This window comes from Paenibacillus sp. Y280, from assembly GCF_056786335.1.
The window spans coordinates 18,503-37,614 of sequence record NZ_JBXCIW010000012.1 but is presented as its reverse complement, the minus strand read 5'-3'; the positions used below and the strand labels follow the sequence as shown (position 1 = coordinate 37,614).

Sequence of the window (19,112 nt, the reverse complement as noted above, 5' to 3'; positions counted from 1 at the left end):
TGTCATCCCCGTTATCGGATGCTCAATAAGGATCTTGCTTAAGCGAAGTGTCTGGCAGTCAGCCAGTTACATATAGCAGCAGATCGAATGAGGGTGGAACCACGAGCTGAACGCACTCGTCCCTTTGTGGGAGAGATGTGTTTTTTTGCGTTCTACTAATTCGATCGGAGGCTGCATGATGAGTATTGCAATTACATTACCGGATGGAACAGTTAAGGAGTATGAGCAAGGGACGACCGCCTTGCAAATCGCTGAGTCGATCAGCATCGGACTTAGAAAAAACGCAGTAGCGGGCAAAGTGAACGGCAAGCTTGTAGATTTGAACCAGCCTATTGACGCTAGCAGTCATGTAGAGATCGTTACGCTCGAGGGAGCAGATGGGCTTGCGCTTTATCGCCATAGTACAGCTCATGTTATGGCACAGGCCATTAAGCGTATTTATGGGGAGAAGGCTGTGAAGCTCGGAATAGGCCCTGTTATCGAAGATGGCTTCTACTATGATATCGACATTGAGAAGCCGCTGTCGATTGATGATCTTACAGCAATTGAAGCGGAAATGAGCAGAATCGTTCAAGAAAACCTGTCCATTACAAGGCGGGAAGTAAGCCGCGTGGAAGCGACGGCGTTTTTCGCCAGGATGGAAGAGTCGCTTAAGCTGGAGCTGATCCGCGATTTGCCTGAGGCGTCTGTCATAACGCTGTATGAGCAAGGCGAGTTTGTCGATTTATGCCGAGGGCCGCATTTGCCGTCCACTGGGTGGATCAAGGCGTTCAAGCTGCTTAATGTCGCCGGTGCATACTGGCGCGGAAATTCGGACAATAAGATGCTGCAGCGGATATACGGCACGTCCTTCCCGAAGAAAGCGCAGCTTGATGAGCATCTCCATCTGCTTGAGGAAGCGAAGAAGCGCGATCACCGCAAGCTCGGCAAGGAGCTTGAGCTGTTCATGTTCTCCGAGGAAGCGCCGGGCATGCCCTTCTATCTGCCAAACGGCATGACGATTCGTACGGAGCTGGAGAACTTTATCCGCGAGCTGCAGCGGCAGCGTGATTACGAGGAAGTACGGACGCCGTTTATGATGAACAGGCGGATGTGGGAGCAATCGGGCCACTGGGACCACTATAAAGACAATATGTATTTCACGGACGTTGACGATACGAGTTATGCGCTTAAGCCGATGAACTGTCCGGGGCATATGCTTATTTTCAAAAATAGTCTGCATTCCTACCGGGAGCTGCCGATTCGCATTTCAGAATTCGGTCAGGTTCATCGGCATGAATATTCAGGCGCACTAAATGGGATGATGCGCGTGAGGACATTTTGTCAGGATGATGCGCATATCTTTGCCCGCCCAGATCAGATTGAAGAGGAAATTAGCCGTGCGATTGCTTTGATCGATCACGTATATGGCGTATTCGGCTTCGAATACAAGATTGAGCTCTCGACAAGGCCGGAGGATTTCATGGGCTCAGAGGAGCTGTGGGATCAAGCGGAGCAATCGCTGAAGAGCGTGCTGGATAGCAGCGGCATTCCGTACCGGGTGAATGAAGGAGATGGCGCGTTTTATGGGCCGAAAATCGACTTTCACATTATGGATGCCCTGAAGCGCAGCTGGCAATGCGGCACGATTCAGCTTGATTTCCAAATGCCGGAGAAATTTGATCTGTCTTACATTGGCGAGGATAGCCAGAAGCATCGTCCCGTTGTCATTCACCGCGCCGTTTATGGCTCAATCGACCGCTTTATCGGGATGTTGACAGAGCACTTCGCAGGCGCGTTCCCGCTATGGCTGGCTCCTGTGCAGGTGAAGCTGCTGCCTGTCTCGGAGAAGTACATCGATTATGCTCTGCAAGTGAAGCAGGCGCTTGCCGAAGCGGGCATCCGGACGCAGGTGGATATTCGCAACGAGAAGCTTGGCTATAAAATCCGTGAGGCTGGGCTTGCGAAGGTGCCATACACGCTCGTACTAGGCGAGAATGAGAAAAATGCAGGCATGGCGGCGGTAAGGAAGAGGGGTGAGGGCGACCTCGGTACGGAGTCGGTCAGCGAGATCGTGCGGCGTATAAAGGAAGAAATTCTTGCTAGGTCATAAATGTCTTAAGCCGGTGATTGAAATAGCAACTTTCGCGCTTTGTGAAGGGTGCTGAGAAAGCAGTATTATCGGAAAACGAAATGCTATTTGAGGGATTTGAATAGGATCCCCGACATAAGAGCGAGCCTTTGAAGCGATTCAAGGGCTCGTTTTTTCGCACTCACCCGCTCACTTCCCGCCGAAAATTCTCTGGCTGCGAAACTAACGGGAAAAACTCCCGTTATTTCAAGGGATTTCAGGCTAAAATCAGAAATAGAGGGAATTTCTCCTGTTAATATTCTAATTTTTATCCTATTGGGGTAAAATTACTACTTTTAACGGGAGAATTTCCATCTAAATGGTCCGTTTTCCTCCATTTTGAAAATTTAACGGGAGAATTTCCTGCTAAATCTGTCCACTAGCAAAGGGTCTAACCTCATGGATAAAGAGGATACTGACCTACAAGGATACTGACCTACAAGGATGCTGACCTACAAGGATGCTGACCTACAAGGATACTGACCTATAATGATGCGGTCTTACAAGGATGCTGGCATATAAAGATGCCTGGTTAATTTGATTGCAGTAGGTTAGACTACACTTCTACCATTTACCCAAAACTGGAAGCGCTAGCATCTAAATGATAAATAAATCGTTGACAGAAGCCTTCTATTTAATCTATAGTAACTACATTGGAATAATGAGGAATTGAGCTGATTAGACGACTAAAAGCTCTTATTTTACAGAGAGGCCACACTGGCCGATTTCTGTTTAATAAGAGCTTTTTTGTTTGTCTGGAAGCTTAATGGTCTTGAACATCTTGAACATTATGAAGCAGGGGGAGTTTGGAATGAAGCAAAAAATGGTATTCATCGTGCTGACGCTGGCGTTAACGCTCGCACTTGCAGCATGCGGCAACAAATCGGGCGCGAATGAGGCGGCGGGCGATGGAAATGGTGAAAAGGCAACGTTAAAGGTAGGCATATCGGCAGGTGTCGAGGAAGAGATTTGGGCGCAGGTGAAAGAGGTTGCTGCAAAGGATAACCTCGATATCGAGCTCGTTGTATTTAATGACTACGTACAGCCAAATAAAGTGCTGGCAGAGGGCGAGCTTGATGCCAATGCGTTCCAGCATGAGCCGTATCTGGATCAATTCAAGAAGGATAACAACCTTGATATCGTGAAAATCGCCAATACGCTTAATTTTCCGATCGGCTTCTATTCCGAGAAAATCAAAGCGGTGTCGGAAATCAAAGAAGGCGACGTTATCGGCTTGCCGAATGATCCAACGAATGGCGCTAGGGCGTTAATTCTATTCGAAAATGCAGGCCTTATTAAGCTGAAGGAAGGCGTTGGCATTAAAGCGACCGTACGCGACATCGCGGAGAATAAGCTGAACCTGAAATTCGAGGAGCTGGATGCAGCGTTCATTCCGAAGGCGCTCGGCGACTTGACGGCAGCGGTTATTAACACGAACTACGCGGTGGAAGCGGGCTTTGTTCCAACGAAGGATGCGATCTTCATCGAGCCTAAGGATTCGCCTTGGGTCAATATTATCGCAGTAAGAACCGAGGACAAGGATAAGCCCGTATTCCAAAGACTCATCAAAGCGTATCATTCCGACCAGGTGAAAAAATATGTAGAAGAAAAATACGGCACTTATATCGTTGCGTCTTGGTAGTTAGGTAAAGGGTTAGGTCTCTTCTTAAACGAAGGGACCTTTTTTAACATTTTAGCAGAGGAGCATTCATACCGTGATCTGGATCGAGAGTGTAAGCAAATCGTATCAGCAAGGCAATCAAGCCGTCCACGCGGTGAAGGATGCCAATCTTCATATTCGCAAAGGCGAGATATTCGGCATTATCGGCTACAGCGGGGCAGGCAAAAGCTCGCTCCTGCGCTGCATCAACTATTTGGAGCGCCCTTCTACGGGCATCGTTCGCGTGAATGGAACGGAGCTGGCGAAGCTGAATGAGCAGCAGCTGCGGATGATGCGGCGCAAGATCGGCATGATTTTTCAAAATTTCAATTTACTGATGTCGAGCACCGTCTATCAAAATATAGCCGCACCGCTCGTGCTCGCAGGCGCGCCGAAGAAGCAAATTGAAGCGAGAGTAACCGAGCTGCTGTCGCTTGTCGGACTTGAGGATAAGAAGGGAGCGTTCCCCGCCCAATTGTCGGGAGGCCAGAAGCAGCGCGTAGCTATTGCAAGAGCGCTTGCCAATGAGCCGGAAATTTTATTATGCGATGAGGCTACGTCGGCGCTCGATCCGCAAACGACCGATTCCATATTGAATCTGCTGCAGGATATCCATCGCACTTACGGCATTACAATCGTGCTCATTACCCATGAGATGTATGTCGTAAAGAAGATCTGCGACCGAGTGGCGGTGATGGAGGATGGGGTGATCGTGGAGCAGGGTACCGTTCTGGAGCTGTTCACAAATCCGAAGACGGATACGACCAAAAAATTCACCAAAAGCGTATTTGATGTTGAATTGCCGAAGGAGCTTCTGCCGATAGTCTCAAGTCATGCAAAAAAGGGCCAGCTGCTGCGCATCTCTTTCGTCGGGGAGACGGTGAACGAGCCGATTTTAGCGGATTTGACGGTGCGCTTTCAGCTCCGGCCGAGTATTTTGTACGGCAATATTACGAAAATAAAAGACACCGTGTTTGGCTGTCTCATTATAAGCTTGCCTGGTGACCAGGCTATCGTACAGGAAGGCATCGCGTATATGGTCCAAAATGGCATGCAGGTGGAGGTGATTGAGCATGCTGAATAGCTTCCTGGACAGTCTTATTGAAAACCGGGATCTCTATACGGAGGCGTTAGGCGAAACGGCGGCGATGGTCGGCTATTCCTTGTTTTTCTCGACGATCATCGGCTTATTTCTTGGCGTGAGCCTTGTCGTGCTGCGACCGAATCATATTTATGCGAACAAAACGCTTTATTATTTGTTGAATACGTCAATAAATATCGTTCGTTCTGTACCCTTTATCATTATTTTGATAGCAATCATTCCGATTACGAAATGGCTTGTACATACGACGATCGGGGTCAAGGGAGCCATCGTTCCGCTTGTTTTCTATACGGCGCCTTATATTGCTAGACTTATTGAATCGGCTCTGCTGGAGGTTAACCCCGGCGTAATCGAAGCTTTTCAAGCGATGGGCGCGTCGCGGCGGCAAATTATTTGGAAGGTTATTTTGAAGGAAGCGAGGCCGGGCATTGTGCTGGGTCTGACCATCGCTACAATTGGTCTAATTGGAGCAACAGCGATGGCCGGGGTGATGGGTGCTGGAGGCCTCGGCGACGTGGCGATTCGTTACGGGTATCAGCGCTGGGAGCCCGATGTGATGTACGTATGCGTCAGTATTCTTATTCTGCTGGTGCAGCTGATGCAATCGCTCGGCAATCGAATATCGAAGAAGCTGCGCAAGCATTAAGCCTAGCACCCTCAGAAAATATAGGACTGTTTTGACGCTGCAGGTTCATACATCCGCCGCGTCAAAACAGTCCTGTTTGGGTTTGAAAATTAATCGCTGCGGGAAAGCTGCCGTTTGCGAAGCAGCAGGGCAAGCGGCAGCGCCGCTACAATAATGACAGCCGACAAGAGGAAAGCATCATTAATGCTCATCGTATAAGCCTGCAGGCCACTCGACTCACTTTCCGAGGAGCGAGCTTGATGAACAGCTAGCCGAGCATAGAACAACGAGGTGAACAATCCAAGCGCCATAGCGCTAAACACCTGCCTTAGCCAATTAATGAGCGCCGATGCATGGCCGGACAGCTCCTTCGGGACGGCCATCATGCCGGCGTTGGTTACAGGCGTCAGCGCGAGTCCAGTTCCAGTGTTGCGGATCGCGATGATGAGCATAATCGTAAGCAAGCTTGTGCTGAGCTGGAGACGGCTGAACATATACGTTGTCATAATGAGAATGGCGCTGCCAACGATCACAAGCGCAGCGGGACCGAATTTATGGTAATATCGGCCGGAGAAGAAGGTTGCGCAGGTTAAGCAAGCCGCCCCCGGCAAGAACAGGAGGCCGATATGGAATGAGCTTAGATCATGAATCTCTGCCAAATAAAGCGGGACGAAGTAAATGCCCGAATATAGCGCAACGGAAAGGATGAGCGAGATAATCAAGCTTGCCGTAAACGTCCTGTTGCGAAATAAGTGAAGCTGGAGCAATGGCGCTGGCGTGCGAAGCTGGTGTATAACGAACCATACCGCGCTTCCGGCACCCACAACTAGGCATATCCAAAACGCGGCGGACTGCCAGCCCCAAGCGTAGATATTGCCGAAGAGCAGCAATAGCGACAAGCTGCCAAGAGCAGCGAGCGCAAGGCCGAGACGATCCAGCCTGGTTTCCTTATTAATAGGATTGGAAGGGAGAATCCGAATGCCGATCATAATCGCTGCAATGCCAATAGGGACGGTCACAAGGAAGATGAGATGCCAGTCATAGTCCTGCAGCCAGCCGCTGATCGACGGGGCAAGCGCCGTTCCAAGGATGGTGGAGAACGACCAAATGCTTACCGCAATAGGCTGCTTCTCGGCCGGAACGGTCCGATAAATCATGGCCAGTGATACAGGCTGAATAAGTCCGCAGAAAATGCCCTGCAATATTCGAAACGCAATGAGCGCGTATATGTTCCATGAAAGGGCGCACAGCACAGACGTAATCGTAATGCCGGATAGACAAAATAGAAAAACCTTTTTTCCTCCAAACCGATCCCCCGCATAGCCGCTGACAGGCGCAATAACGCCGCAGGCGAGCGAGAACCCCGTCACAATCCACTGCACCTTTCCCAAATCCGTTTGAAAAATGTCAATGAAGCCGGATAACGATACATTAAGCGAAACGACATGATACATGCCGACGAATGAGCCGAAAAAGAGGGTCGCTAGTGCAGGCCAAAACGACTGCTTTGCAGAAAGGGGCTTGTTTAATTTCTCGGTTAGTCCCGCTGACAATCGTTCACCTCCTATTTTTATGAAGAAAAATCGATTGGCTCTGAAGCATAAAGGGAGTATAGCACATTGGAATAATGAGCCATTATTGAAAAGTTGTATTAAGCGATAGAACTATTTATGGTTCACCTTAAGAAAAGGCATTGCAGCTCTAGGCAGGGCCGTTTAAAGAAGGTTTGCAGGGCATAACACAAAGAGAAGCAGCTTCATATGATGAAGGGTATAGACCTAAGGTATGGACCAATCAACGGATGAGCGGAAGAGGAAATGGGATATCGCGGGAGGGACTGCGGATGGCTGTGTATCAAAATGTCCACGAGCTTATCGGCAATACGCCTCTGGTTGAGCTTAAAGGGTATGTGCTTCCAAACGGCGTACGCCTTTATGCGAAGCTTGAGTGCTTAAATCCGGGGGGAAGCGTCAAGGATCGCCTTGGCATTCAATTGTTGAATGAGGCATTCGCAAACGGGCAATTGCAGCCTGGGGGCACGGTTATAGAAGCAACGGCAGGCAATACAGGCATAGGGCTCGCTCTGGCAGCAATCGGACGCGGCGTGTCCACGATCTTTGTTGTGCCAGACAAGTTCAGCATCGAGAAGCAGCAGCTGATGAGGGCGCTTGGCGCTCATATCGTAAATACGCGAGCGGAGCTTGGCATAATAGGTGCGGTTCAGAAGGCGGAGGAGCTGTTGAAAGAAATTCCAGGCGCCTACTCGCCGAGACAGTTCTCGAATGAGGCTAACCCTGCAACCTATTATAAAACGCTCGGCCCAGAGCTATGGCGGGAGTTGAATGGGGAGATTGACGTTTTTGTCGCCGGAGCAGGCTCAGGCGGCACCTTCATGGGAACTGCAAGGTATTTGAAGGAGCAAAGTCCACATGTGAAGACGGTTATCGTGGAGCCGGAGGGCTCAATCCTTGGCGGCGGAGCGCCAGGCCCGCATAGAACGGAGGGAATCGGCGTCGAGAAGCTGGCCTCGTTCATGGACAGCTCGTATTTTGATGCGATTCATACGATTAAGGATGAGCATGCTTTTGCAAGGGTGAAGGAGTTGGCGCAGCTTGAAGGTTTGCTTGTCGGCAGCTCGTCGGGCGCCGCGCTGCATGCCGCATTGCTTGAGGCAGAGGCCGCTGCGCCCGGCAGCCGAATCGTTACCATTTTCCCAGACAGCAGCGAACGGTATTTAAGCAAACAGATTTATGGAGGTGCTTAAGCTGAAGCGGAAAACGAAGCTTATTCATGGAGGCAATCCCTTTGATCCGCATACCGGTGCGGTTAGCGTTCCGATCTACCAAGTGAGCACCTATAAGCAGGATGATATTGGCGTTCATAAGGGCTATGAATATTCGCGCACCGGCAATCCGACGCGCCATGCACTCGAGCAGTATATTGCCGATTTGGAGGAAGGTGCACGGGGCTTTGCCTTCAGCTCGGGAATGGCGGCGATCAACGCTGTTTTCTCGCTGCTGAACGCGGGGGACCATATTATTTTGACCGATGATGTGTACGGGGGAACGTATCGGATCGTTACGAAGGTGCTCAGCCGGCTAGGCATTGAAGCGACCTTCGTGGATACGACGAGGCTGGAGGACATCAAAGAAGCGGTTCGTCCGAATACGAAGGCGCTGTTCGTGGAGACGCCAACGAATCCGCTGCTTAAAGTGACAGACCTTGCAAAAGCAGCCGACTATGCCAAGGCCAACCATTTGCTGTTTATCGTCGACAATACGTTCAGCACACCCTATTGGCAGACGCCGATTGCGCTTGGGGCGGATATTGTGCTGCATTCAGCAACAAAGTACATTGGGGGACATAGCGATGTAGTGGCAGGTCTGGCTGTTGTGAATAGCGAGAAGCTGGGCGAAGAGCTTCATTTTGTGCAAAATGCAACAGGCGGCGTGCTTGGTCCCCAGGACTCGTGGCTGCTTATGCGCGGCTTAAAGACGCTTGGCCTTCGGATGGAAGCCCATGAGGAAAATGCACAGGCAATCGTTTCCTATTTGTCGGGACTTGATTCCATTAAGAGCATCCACTATCCTGGACTGCCGAGTCATCCGCAGCATGAGCTGGCAAGGCAGCAGGCGCGCGGGTTCGGCGGCATTATATCCTTTGACGTAGGGAGCGCGGAGCGAGCAGCGGAGGTCATCCGTAAGCTGAAATATTTTACGCTTGCCGAGAGCCTGGGGGCGGTGGAGAGTCTTATATCTGTACCTGCCAAAATGACACATGCCTCGATCCCCCGCGATCGGCGGGAGCAGCTAGGCATTACCGACGGTTTAATCCGCATATCAGCAGGCATTGAGGATAGCGAGGATCTGATTGCAGACCTTGCGCAAAGCTTGGAAGCATAAACCATCATTTATGAGAGCGGCAAAAGGGATAGGCGCATAGCTTTTGCCGCTAAGATTCATGCAGCTGCCCGAAAAAGCGGCTCCACTATGGCTCTCTAAGCCATAATGGAATCGCTTTTTGATGGCATTTTTTATAGACATGCCCGTTTCAAATGTTGAATTTTTTTTACTCTTTTCTCATTTTGGTGAATCCCGTTAAATATAAACGATTTTTAATAAATCTGGGAAGGATTGTGAACGGTATAGCTCGAATATTGGTTAATGTCCAACTATATGGAAGCATGCCCCTATGGAAAGGTTAATTGAAATGTCAAATAACGATAGAATCATAGAATCGCATAAACATTGCGTGCTGCTAGGCCTTAACCCAGATGAACTCCCCATTTATACAGAATGCTATTCTGATGCGGAGCTGGAAGCGCAGAGAGGCCAATATAGAGAAGTTATCGAGGTTATCGGTTTTTTTGTGGAAAAATTTCTGTCCTCCGTATCAGGAGACCCTTTCTTTATCGCCATTTCAGATCATGAGGGCTATATTCTTGAATTTAAAGGGAATTCCTCCATTATCGCTACGGTGCGTCAGTTAGGTATTGTTGAAGGATTGCGCTTCTCGCAAGAGATCGGTACGAATTCGGTCGATTTATGCATACGCAGCAATGGGCCTATTCAGCTCATTGGCGAGGATCATTTCCATAAGGCGCTGCATCAGCTCGCCTGTTATACGACACCAATCTACAATAAGGATAACGGGCAGCTGCTCGGAACCCTCTCCTTGATGACTGGTATACAATTCACCCATCCTCATCTGCTTGCTCTTTTATGTACGATCGTCGACTCCATTGAGCGTGAGCTGCTGCTTAGAAGAAATAATACCCAGCTTCAAATCTTGAATCAGGTTCTTCTGAACACCAATTATTATGGCGTGGTCATCACAGATGCGCTCGGAACGATTATTGACATGAATGATAACGGTGCCGCCATACTCGGCAAAGGTACGGACTGGAAAGACAGCTGTTTAGGGACAAGCGTATTTGAAAGAAGTAGTATTGGACCTTATTTCGAACAGGTTATTAGCAGCAGGGAGTCATGCATAGGAATAGAGGTTGCATTGCAGGTGGGAAATTTACAGCACCATTACATGCTCGATGTGGTGCTGATCTATGATAATGAGCGAAATCTTACAAGAGTGGTTGGCAGTTTGCGGGACATTACGGAGATGAAGACGACGGAGGAGCTGCTGCGCAATACGGAGAAGCTAGTGTTTGCAGGCCGGATTGCCGTCAGCATCGCGCATGAAATTCGCAATCCCATGACTACGGTTAAGGGGATGTTGCAATTGTCCAGTAAAACAACCAATCCTGATTATTACAATCTGATGATGTCTGAGCTTGAGCGGATGAACGCCATTGTCGGCGAGTTTTTAATATTAGGAAGACCGCAGGCGGTACAGTACAAAGATGAGCAATGCTCTATGATTTTGCAAGATGTGCTTTCCGTGTTTGAAATGCAGCTCGAAATGAACGGCATTCAAATCCATTGCGATATTCAGGAACGGAAGACGATTCAATGCGACCGTGATCAAGTAAAGCAGGTTATTTTAAATATTATGAAAAACGCGATAGAGGCTCTGCCCTTCGGTGGGGAGATTCGCATTCAGCTGGATGCGGTCAAAGGCTTTCAACGGATGCGGTTTGCCGATAACGGCGTTGGCATGACGGATGAAGTGCTGCAGCGTATTGGACAGCCCTTTCATACGACTAGGCGTGACGGGAACGGACTAGGCATGATGATCGTGGACAAAATTATTTCCTCTCATAATGGTCGCCTTGTCATATCAAGCGAGCTTGAGATAGGGACGACGGTTGAAGTATGGTTCCCGAGCGAATAAGACATAAGATTATGCAGAAAGCGCGTTTCGGTTGCCGAGACGCGCTTTCTGCTGCGCATCATTGCGATGGGGCGGCGATCTGCGCATCGACCTTTGCAAGGATGGCCATCGTCTGCTGCTCATATCCATATGTGTTTTGCTTGAGATCGTTAATCTGCTGCAAATAAGCGAGTATTCTTATAAAGGAGCTTTGTGTCGCTGTAACATCTCCTTTTTTGATCACTTGGTTTAAAATGGAGGTCTCTGTAGCAAACTGTTTTTTTGTACGGCTAACAGAGCTGTTGCCAGCTTTGATCTTTACTTTGATCGAATCGATGCCGCTCAACTGATCTCGAAGCTTTTTGATCATTTTAACCGTGTTTGCTTTCTCGCTCCTAAGCGCTGCTTCCTTGCTGCGTATATCAAGCTTGGCAAGCGAAACGGCAGCTTTAGTCGTTTCGACCTGAGGCCTCAGCACATTGACAATTGTTTTGTCCTTAAACGATTTAGCGATGCTCAGCTGTTGATTTAATGAATCATAAAGTCTAAATAAAGGCTCGTTTTTCATTTTGACCTGGGCAACTGCTTCTTCAAGCTTCAGCAGCTTGTCCGCGTTTACATCTTTTATTCGCTTGCGTGTTGCGAGTATGGCCTCTTCATTCTGATAATGCAGCTTGCTTATCCTCGCATCCCAGTCGATTGTCAGCCGCTGTATAGCTTGCAATTCGGTATATTGCGACGTTAGCTTGGCTGCGGTCGGTTTATCCGCAGCCCCTTTCATTTTGTCAAAGGCGGTTCTGACGGTAACACCAAACTCGAATGAAGCGGCTGCAAGGCTTGCTGGATTTACAAGCGGAAGCAGGAGTATAAGGGCAATCGATAATGCGGCAAACCTTGAGACAAAGCGCATAATGTGAAGCCTCCTTTGATTTTGGCAAACAACGCAAAAAAAGCACCTGCAAGATAGGCGCTATGCGCCATCTCTTACGGGTGCTTCCATCGTAAGCCGTACAATTTCATTGATTTCTATCAATATACAGGATGCTCCGGGCCGCCGTCAAGCGATTGGATAACTATAAGGCAGACGGTTTGGCATACATATCCGGCGTTTTGCCGATCATGGATTTAAAATCTTTAATGAAATGGGATTGATCGTAATAGCCGAGATCGGCAGACAGCTTAAGCGGGTCGGGATGGCTTCCAGAATCTATGGCTTCAGCCGCATTCTGCAAACGGTACAGCTTGATGACCCACTTTGGGCTTATCCCAACATACCGGTTAAATAAGCGCTGGAGCTTTCTTTTGTTCAAATTGAATACTTCGCATATTTGCTCCACCTTGGTCAACTCGCGATCCTCCTGGATGCGCGAAATGATTAGGTTGATAAGGGTAATCGCATCATCCTGCCTTGGCAGCCGCTGTAGAAAAAGGGCTTCCGTGAGCGCGATTTTACTCGTTGTATCAGCCGTGGAATGAAGCTGCTGCTCGTAGCTGAGAGCTTCTATGCCAAATACAGCTTCAACCGATAAGGCCTGATCCGTAAGCTTGGAGAGCGGCGACTTGATAAAAGGATAGAAGCCGCCGGGCAAAAATTTAACGCCGAATACTTGTCCCTTGCCTTCGAGCCTCTTCGTATACATGCGGCTGGCGACGCCATAGATGCCGCTTCTATCCATCTCCATAACCATGTTGACGCAAGGATTTGGAACGACATCCTGCAAATAGGGAGGATCGCCCTCCAAATTCCAGCTCACGACCCAGTAGTGCTTAACGAAAGGGCGAAGCGGCTCAGAAGGGGCATATCGGGAAAGCTGGAATTTCTTCTCGCCCTCGTTCATCTGCAAAATACCCATGCTGCGCGTTTGGTTCGTTGTATTCATGAATGAATCACTCCTATTGGTCGTTATGTCGCGTTTTTACAATACTAGCTACTTGTATAGCGGTATACTGCGAATAGAAAGCGCAGCCGAGTACAAGCAACCCTATATCGATTCTGAGAAGGAGTGTATGACATGGAGTTTAAATATGAGTTTTATATCGGTGCAACGCCCGAGAAGGTATGGTCTGCGCTTGTGCTGCCGGAAGGAACGCGTCAAACTTTTTTTGGCTGCGTTATTGAATCTGCCTTTGAAACAGGGTCGTCCTATAAATATGTCGGCCCAGGTACAGATGGTGATGAGACCGTTCATATCTATGGTACTATTTTAGCATATGAGCCGGGTAAAATATTTACCGTTTTAGAGCATCCAGGTCCTTCTTACAGACCGAATCATGCGGAACTGGAGTCCACGATCAGCTTCACATTAGAAGAAGTTGGTGCGACAACCAAGCTTACTGTAGTCAATAATAACTTTACCGAAAACCATCCCTCGCTGGAGACCGTCGATAGCCAGTGGTGGATGATACTAAGCAATATAAAAACGTTTATCGAGACAGGCAAAGGATTGGACTTCGGTTGGTAAGCATAAGGGAAATCGATAACGAGGCTGCTCCAAGAGGTAATGACCTCAAGGGACGGCCTCATTTTTTTTCATTCGGTGCAAGAAGATTCCTTTTAAGGTCTTGATTCTTTATACTGTATAAAAAGGACAGGCGGAATACGTCTGCGACTACGGATAGGAGAGAAGACGGAATGGGCTATAAAATCGTTTTTTTTGATATCGATGGAACGTTGATCAATGAACAGAAGGAAATACCGGCGGATACGATCAAGGCGATCGCGGAGCTGAAGGAAAGCGGCGTTGAGCCGGTTATCGCTACGGGCAGAGCGCCATATTTCATTAAACCGCTCGCTGAACAGCTAGGAATTGAATCATTTGTATGCCTTAATGGCGGTTATGTTGTTTACAAGGGAACCCCGCTCTATAGACGCGAGATCGAGAAGAGCCGGCTGGAAGCACTCGTTAAGACAGCCGCTGAGCATAATCACGGACTCGTATTTGAAGGCGAGCATAACTATTTCGCGGACAAAGAGGATCACCCCTTTATTATTGAATCGGTCAAATCGCTAAAGGTTGATCTGCCAGGCTACAACCCGGAATTTTGGAAGACGGATGGCATCTATCAAGTGTTTCTCCACTGCGAAAGCCATGAGGAGCATTTGTATGACGGGCTGCATACGGAATTAAAGCTCATTCGCTGGCACCCGCAGGCGATTGATGTCCTGCCCGCAGGCGGATCAAAGGCGCAGGGTATCGAGGCGCTGCTGGATAAGTTAGGCCTTACTGCGGCAGATGCAGTTGCATTTGGCGATGGGTTAAACGATAAAGAGATGCTGGAGACGGTTGGATTCGGCGTCGCTATGGGCAACTCCCACCCCGAGCTGCTGCCATTTGCCGATTATGTGACGACGCATGTTGATGAGCAAGGAATTCGCAATGGTTTAATAGAAGCGGGATTATTGCAAAAGTAGATTCATTCCTGCCTGCCATTTACCGGTTCATATAAATACAAAAGCAGCCCTGTCTCTTCGTGAGACGGGGCTGTATGCGTTTCATGGACAGGAATGGAACTTTCTGGGAAGACTATTCGTAGATGATCTTTAGAGTGCGACATGAAAGGCGGTTATTTACTGATGGATAGTACGAGCAAGCAGGAGTATGTGCTTCGCGTCGCGATTGCGGAGGCAGGCTATGAGGAAGAAAAGCCGGCTATTCGCAGCATTAAGCTGGAGGTAGCGCCTGGAGAGCTTGTTGGCCTGATTGGTCCTAACGGAGCGGGCAAAAGCACGACGATCAAGACAATTCTAGGGATAATGGCATATGTAAGCGGAGAAATCGAGATTGGCGGCCAAAATAAACGGTATTCCTATGTGCCGGAACAACCGGTATTCTAAGAATATTTTACGCTGTGGGAGCATCTGCACTTGGCAGCATTGCTTTGCTTAATCTTATGGGGCTGTATTAGCCTGCTAGCGCTTCGCAAGAAAGCTGTTTAATGCACGTTATGCAACAGAAATGATTACAGAAAAAGCGGCCTTGATCAATCTATGATCAAGGTCGTTTTTTTGAAAGGAACCGAAACCGGTTAGGTTTATTGCTTGGCGGTTTTTTTGCTTAAACGACCACTCACGACGAGGTACATGAGAATACTAAAGATGAATCTGTCGAATTATGATGAAATACGATGAAGATTATTATATAAGTGTTGATCTTATAACTGGAAAATAGTAGAATGTTCCTAAATCAATCCAGTGATTGCCAATATTGTCTAGGGAAATTATGGGCATTTAAAATTGAATATCAGGCAAAACCACTGAAAAGTGGCGACGCAAAGCTATAGGGACTACTTCTGAAGAAGAAATGTCAGCCAGTTGCAAATCAAGCAAGCCGTATAGCTGTGACTATGAGCCTGTATCCTTTTTACTTATGCTATTTTTTCCTTTGAAGTATTCTACTGGGGATTATAGAAATAGCAAAGAGAAAGAGGGATAGTTAATGGAGAAAATCATTACATCTGATATTCGCAATCTTTTCCCTAGCGATGACGGTAACTTAAAACAACGTAATAATTTTTTAGAACTAATTAGTCAAATTGTAACGGGTGTAGATGAATTAAAAGATCCAGAATCGGTCTATCTTAAAGGTCAAAAAGATCGGGGGCCTGCTTTTTACAGTGAAATCGTGAAAGAAAGCCGCATTCCTAGTACGGGCCAACCGCTTCAAGACGTAAATAAAGAGCTGCTGAAACTTCTTTATGCTCACCCTTATCATACGAAGTATTTTCTTACGAACATTTTACCAATGGCGAGTATTCCTGGCGTACTTGGCATGTTGGCTGCTTTTATGGTAAACGGGAACAATCTTTGGGATGTATATGGTCCTGCGGGCGCTGAAGCTGAGGTCAAGGTTGTCACAATGATGTCTAAGCTTGTTGGATATAACGCTGCAGTAAGCGGAGGATATACGACTTGGGGAGGCCAAGGCGCTATATTTACTGCATTGCGGTTAGCCATCAACAAATACTCGTCTGCTGCTTCCAAGAGCGGAGCGCCTAGCCATTTATACTCCTTTTGCTCCGAAGCGGCACACTACAGCCTATATAAATCGATGGAAGCAACGGGTCTAGGCAGCGATAATCTTATTAAAGTGAAAACGAACGAAGACAGTTCGATGAATGTGTCGGATTTGAAGGAAAAAATGGAGAAAGTCATTCAATCCGGAGGAATTCCTATCTTTATTGTTGCGACTACGGGAACGACCGATGCAATGGGGATAGATGACCTTGAAGAAATTACGGGTATGACTGTTCAGCTTGCAAGAGAATTTGGCATTCCACGTCCGCATATTCATGCTGACTCGGCTCTTGGCGGTTTTTTTGCCTTTTTTAACGAATATGATTTTACACTTAATCCGCTATCTTTTCATGAAGAGGTTTTGACCAGCTTAAAGGGAATTCAGAGCCGAATGAGGCATCTGCATTTGGCGGATTCGCTCTGCTTCGACTTTCAAAAGCTTGGGCAGACGCCATATTCGACAAGTTTGTTTTTAGTTAAAAATGCTGCGGATTTGAAGCTCGTAGATTTGGACCCGGACGAGACTCCATACGTTGGACATCGCGGTTATGGGCAGTACCACACCAGCTATACGCTGGAATGCTCAAGAATGGGCAGCTCAATCAGCATATACAGCGCGCTCCTAGCATTTGGAGTTGAGGGTTATCAACGGCTTCTTGCTCAGTTTGTCGAGGTCAACCTAGCGTTCCGACGTACACTCACTCGCGAAATCCCGGAAGCCATCATCGTTAATCCGGATAATGCTGGCATTATTACACTTTTTCGAATTTATAGCAACGGGCATAACGGCTATGAGAGCGAGCTTAGCGGGCAGCAATCCTACGACCAAGTGGATCAAACGAACCAATTAAATGAAATTCTTTTTGAAATTCTCGGCAAAGAGAGAGGGAAGATGTTCTTTGGCGATACAAAGAAGCATCTCTACGTGCCAACCTCTGATGGGAAACGTCTCGCCTTGTATGCTACAAAACTGTTTGTCATATCTCCATACACACAGCTTGAGCACGTTGAAGAAATCGTTAACTATTTAAAGTTGAGAGTGCAAGAGACATACAAAGAATATCGGTGCAAACATCCTGGAGGTATCCAACATGAAGAGGTCTATCATTAATTTTGCATGGTTTAAGGAACATCTTTCTGTAAAAATCGCAACTAGTATCTTTATTCTTCAGCTCATCACATGTATTGCCTTTGCTATATCGGGTTACATCGTTAATCAGAACTTGACAGAAAGTTTAATAGACCAGTTCGATGAACGTCTCAAGACCGACATTCAAATTGCTACAGAAGCCTTCTCATCCATACCAGGTACAGAAGTAGAACTGGCTAGTGCAGAGGATCCTAACTATGCAAAAGTAAAAGAGCAATTCGAAGCATTAAAAGTAGCTCATAGTTTTGAAAATATTTATATCTTGTCGAGGAGTCAAGAAAATGAACGTATTCTGATTCTATCGGGTATCCCTGATGATTTTGGCACTCCGTATCCATTTACTTCTGAGATGAAAGAAGCAATGAGCGCTGGCAAGCTTGTCCTTAGCCCAATCTATCAGGATGAGTACGGTACGCATAAATCGGTCTTTGTACCGCTAGTCAATCAAAAAGGGGAAGCTTACGGAATTCTAGGCATTGACTTAGATGCTTCTATCGTACCCAAAACGGCTTCGTCGGCTAAGCTGACTTCCTTCATTATTACGATTGTCATGTTTGTTGTAGGCAGTCTCCTAGCAGTCGTAATCAGTAGAATTATTACAAATCCACTTCGTAAATTGATGGTTGCAACGGAAAAAATCGCCAAGGGTGATTTGCAAACGACTATAGCTGTGACTAGCCGTGATGAGATAGGGAAGCTGGCCGGTTCCTTTGACTCGATGATTCAAAGTCTAAAAAACCTTATTCATCAGGTTATCGCTTCCTCTACTCTAATAGCGGATACGAGCCATCATCTGCACCAGTCAGCAAGTGAGTCCACAAATAGCGCGGCGATGGTCGCGGATTCAACTAACCGGATGAGCGATGGCATCAACGACATTGTTGTCAGTGTCTCTCACAGCAATACAACCATTATTGACATCAATTCCGAAATCAAGAGCGTATCGGGCGGCATGAAGGATATGCAAAGTATTGCGGGCCAGGTACAGGAGCAATCGGAACAAGGGCAAAATTTGGTTGAGCATACGCTTCAACAGATGAATGTCATTAAGCAATCGATGACGCACTCCCAAGAAGCGGCAGCTATGCTTGATGAGCGCTCCAAGGAAATTAGCGAAATTATTACGATCATCTCAGACATTTCATCGCAAACCAACCTGTTAGCTCTAAATGCTTCAATTGAAGCTGCTCGTGCGGGAGAAGTTGGACGTGGATTTGCCGTTGTAGCGGGCGAAGTGAAAAAGTTGGCAGCGCAGTCCGCAGAAGCTGCATTGTCTGTAACGGAGCTCATCTCCAGCACCCAAGACAACAGCAGGCTAGTGATTGAACGAATTGCAGAAGGCAGCGAGGCGGCTGATCAAGGCTTGACGTGGATTACAGGAACGTACGATAACTTTAAAGACATTCATAGCGGCGTAACGCATTTCTATGCACACACGGATCATATGCTGAACGCTCTGGATAAGGTAGACGGCTCCTTTGGATCGATATCCGGGGCTATGCAGCAAATTTCAGGCGTTACGCAGGAACAAGCAGCAGGTACGGAAGAAGTTGCTGCTGCAGCAGAGCAGCAAAGTGCGGCTATGCAGGAAATATCCGCAGCAATCGCACAGCTCTCTTCGCTCGCTGTTGATCTCAAAGAGTCAGTCAAGCATTTTAAGATTGAGAAATAACTAGAAAGTG

The 19,112-nt window shown here is 47.7% G+C and carries 15 protein-coding genes and 1 riboswitch; of the genes, 12 read left to right on the top strand and 3 right to left on the bottom strand.

Annotation, left to right across the window (positions count from 1 at the left end):
• Positions 1-178 precede the first annotated feature (178 nt).
• From thrS to AC1TPC_RS16385, 4 genes are all read left to right on the top strand, one after another.
• Positions 179-2,092 carry a threonine--tRNA ligase gene (gene thrS / locus AC1TPC_RS16400; protein ID WP_482068011.1) on the top strand — a complete coding sequence of 638 codons (1,914 nt, stop codon included), beginning with the start codon at positions 179-181 and terminating at the stop codon, positions 2,090-2,092.
• Positions 2,093-2,921: 829 nt separating this feature from the next.
• On the top strand, positions 2,922-3,752 hold the full coding sequence (locus tag AC1TPC_RS16395) for a MetQ/NlpA family ABC transporter substrate-binding protein (protein WP_482067898.1): 831 nt from the start codon (positions 2,922-2,924) through the stop codon (positions 3,750-3,752).
• A gap of 73 nt (positions 3,753-3,825) precedes the next feature.
• Positions 3,826-4,854 carry a methionine ABC transporter ATP-binding protein gene (locus tag AC1TPC_RS16390; RefSeq protein WP_482067897.1) on the top strand — a complete coding sequence of 343 codons (1,029 nt, stop codon included), beginning with the start codon at positions 3,826-3,828 and terminating at the stop codon, positions 4,852-4,854.
• The gene (locus tag AC1TPC_RS16385; protein ID WP_482067896.1) at positions 4,844-5,518 is read left to right on the top strand and encodes a methionine ABC transporter permease; all 675 of its coding nucleotides are present in this window, start codon (positions 4,844-4,846) and stop codon (positions 5,516-5,518) included. The genes AC1TPC_RS16390 and AC1TPC_RS16385 overlap by 11 nt, the downstream gene beginning before the upstream one ends.
• An 89-nt stretch (positions 5,519-5,607) precedes the next feature.
• On the opposite strand, the gene AC1TPC_RS16380 is transcribed toward AC1TPC_RS16385, so the two are convergent.
• Positions 5,608-7,050, bottom strand: a complete 1,443-nt coding sequence (locus AC1TPC_RS16380) for a DHA2 family efflux MFS transporter permease subunit (protein ID WP_482067895.1) — start codon at positions 7,048-7,050, stop codon at positions 5,608-5,610.
• Between the two features lie 290 nt (positions 7,051-7,340).
• Here AC1TPC_RS16380 and AC1TPC_RS16375 point away from each other — a divergent pair, with 290 nt between their 5' ends.
• From AC1TPC_RS16375 to AC1TPC_RS16365, 3 genes are all read left to right on the top strand, one after another.
• Positions 7,341-8,261, top strand: a complete 921-nt coding sequence (locus AC1TPC_RS16375; protein WP_482067894.1) for a PLP-dependent cysteine synthase family protein — start codon at positions 7,341-7,343, stop codon at positions 8,259-8,261.
• A gap of 1 nt (position 8,262) precedes the next feature.
• A complete protein-coding gene (locus AC1TPC_RS16370; protein WP_482068010.1) occupies positions 8,263-9,399 on the top strand; it encodes a bifunctional cystathionine gamma-lyase/homocysteine desulfhydrase in 1,137 nt (378 codons plus the stop codon).
• Between the two features lie 289 nt (positions 9,400-9,688).
• Positions 9,689-11,287: an ATP-binding protein gene (locus tag AC1TPC_RS16365; RefSeq protein ID WP_482067893.1), complete on the top strand. Its 1,599-nt coding sequence runs from the start codon at positions 9,689-9,691 to the stop codon at positions 11,285-11,287.
• Between the two features lie 58 nt (positions 11,288-11,345).
• Here the strand turns inward: AC1TPC_RS16365 and AC1TPC_RS16360 are convergent, their stop codons facing one another.
• Together AC1TPC_RS16360 and AC1TPC_RS16355 are read right to left on the bottom strand one after the other, a co-directional pair.
• The gene (locus tag AC1TPC_RS16360; protein WP_482067892.1) at positions 11,346-12,176 is read right to left on the bottom strand and encodes a hypothetical protein; all 831 of its coding nucleotides are present in this window, start codon (positions 12,174-12,176) and stop codon (positions 11,346-11,348) included.
• Positions 12,177-12,339: 163 nt separating this feature from the next.
• Positions 12,340-13,146 carry a DUF6597 domain-containing transcriptional factor gene (locus tag AC1TPC_RS16355; protein ID WP_482067891.1) on the bottom strand — a complete coding sequence of 269 codons (807 nt, stop codon included), beginning with the start codon at positions 13,144-13,146 and terminating at the stop codon, positions 12,340-12,342.
• Positions 13,147-13,278: 132 nt separating this feature from the next.
• Here AC1TPC_RS16355 and AC1TPC_RS16350 point away from each other — a divergent pair, with 132 nt between their 5' ends.
• The 5 genes from AC1TPC_RS16350 to AC1TPC_RS16330 all read left to right on the top strand — a co-directional run bounded on the left by AC1TPC_RS16350 (position 13,279) and on the right by AC1TPC_RS16330 (position 19,102).
• Entirely contained in the window at positions 13,279-13,728 is a 450-nt protein-coding gene (locus AC1TPC_RS16350; RefSeq protein ID WP_482067890.1) for an SRPBCC family protein, read from the top strand.
• Between the two features lie 170 nt (positions 13,729-13,898).
• The gene (locus tag AC1TPC_RS16345; RefSeq protein WP_482067889.1) at positions 13,899-14,678 is read left to right on the top strand and encodes a Cof-type HAD-IIB family hydrolase; all 780 of its coding nucleotides are present in this window, start codon (positions 13,899-13,901) and stop codon (positions 14,676-14,678) included.
• A 162-nt stretch (positions 14,679-14,840) separates the two neighbouring features.
• Positions 14,841-15,101, top strand: coding sequence for an ATP-binding cassette domain-containing protein (locus tag AC1TPC_RS16340; protein ID WP_482067888.1), 261 nt, complete (start codon positions 14,841-14,843; stop codon positions 15,099-15,101).
• 399 nt (positions 15,102-15,500) lie between these two features.
• Positions 15,501-15,586, top strand: a riboswitch (cyclic di-GMP riboswitch).
• Between the two features lie 116 nt (positions 15,587-15,702).
• Positions 15,703-17,391, top strand: coding sequence for a pyridoxal phosphate-dependent decarboxylase family protein (locus tag AC1TPC_RS16335; protein ID WP_482067887.1), 1,689 nt, complete (start codon positions 15,703-15,705; stop codon positions 17,389-17,391).
• On the top strand, positions 17,372-19,102 hold the full coding sequence (locus tag AC1TPC_RS16330) for a methyl-accepting chemotaxis protein (RefSeq protein ID WP_482067886.1): 1,731 nt from the start codon (positions 17,372-17,374) through the stop codon (positions 19,100-19,102). Before AC1TPC_RS16335 ends, AC1TPC_RS16330 begins: the two co-directional genes overlap by 20 nt.
• Positions 19,103-19,112: the final 10 nt, after the last annotated feature.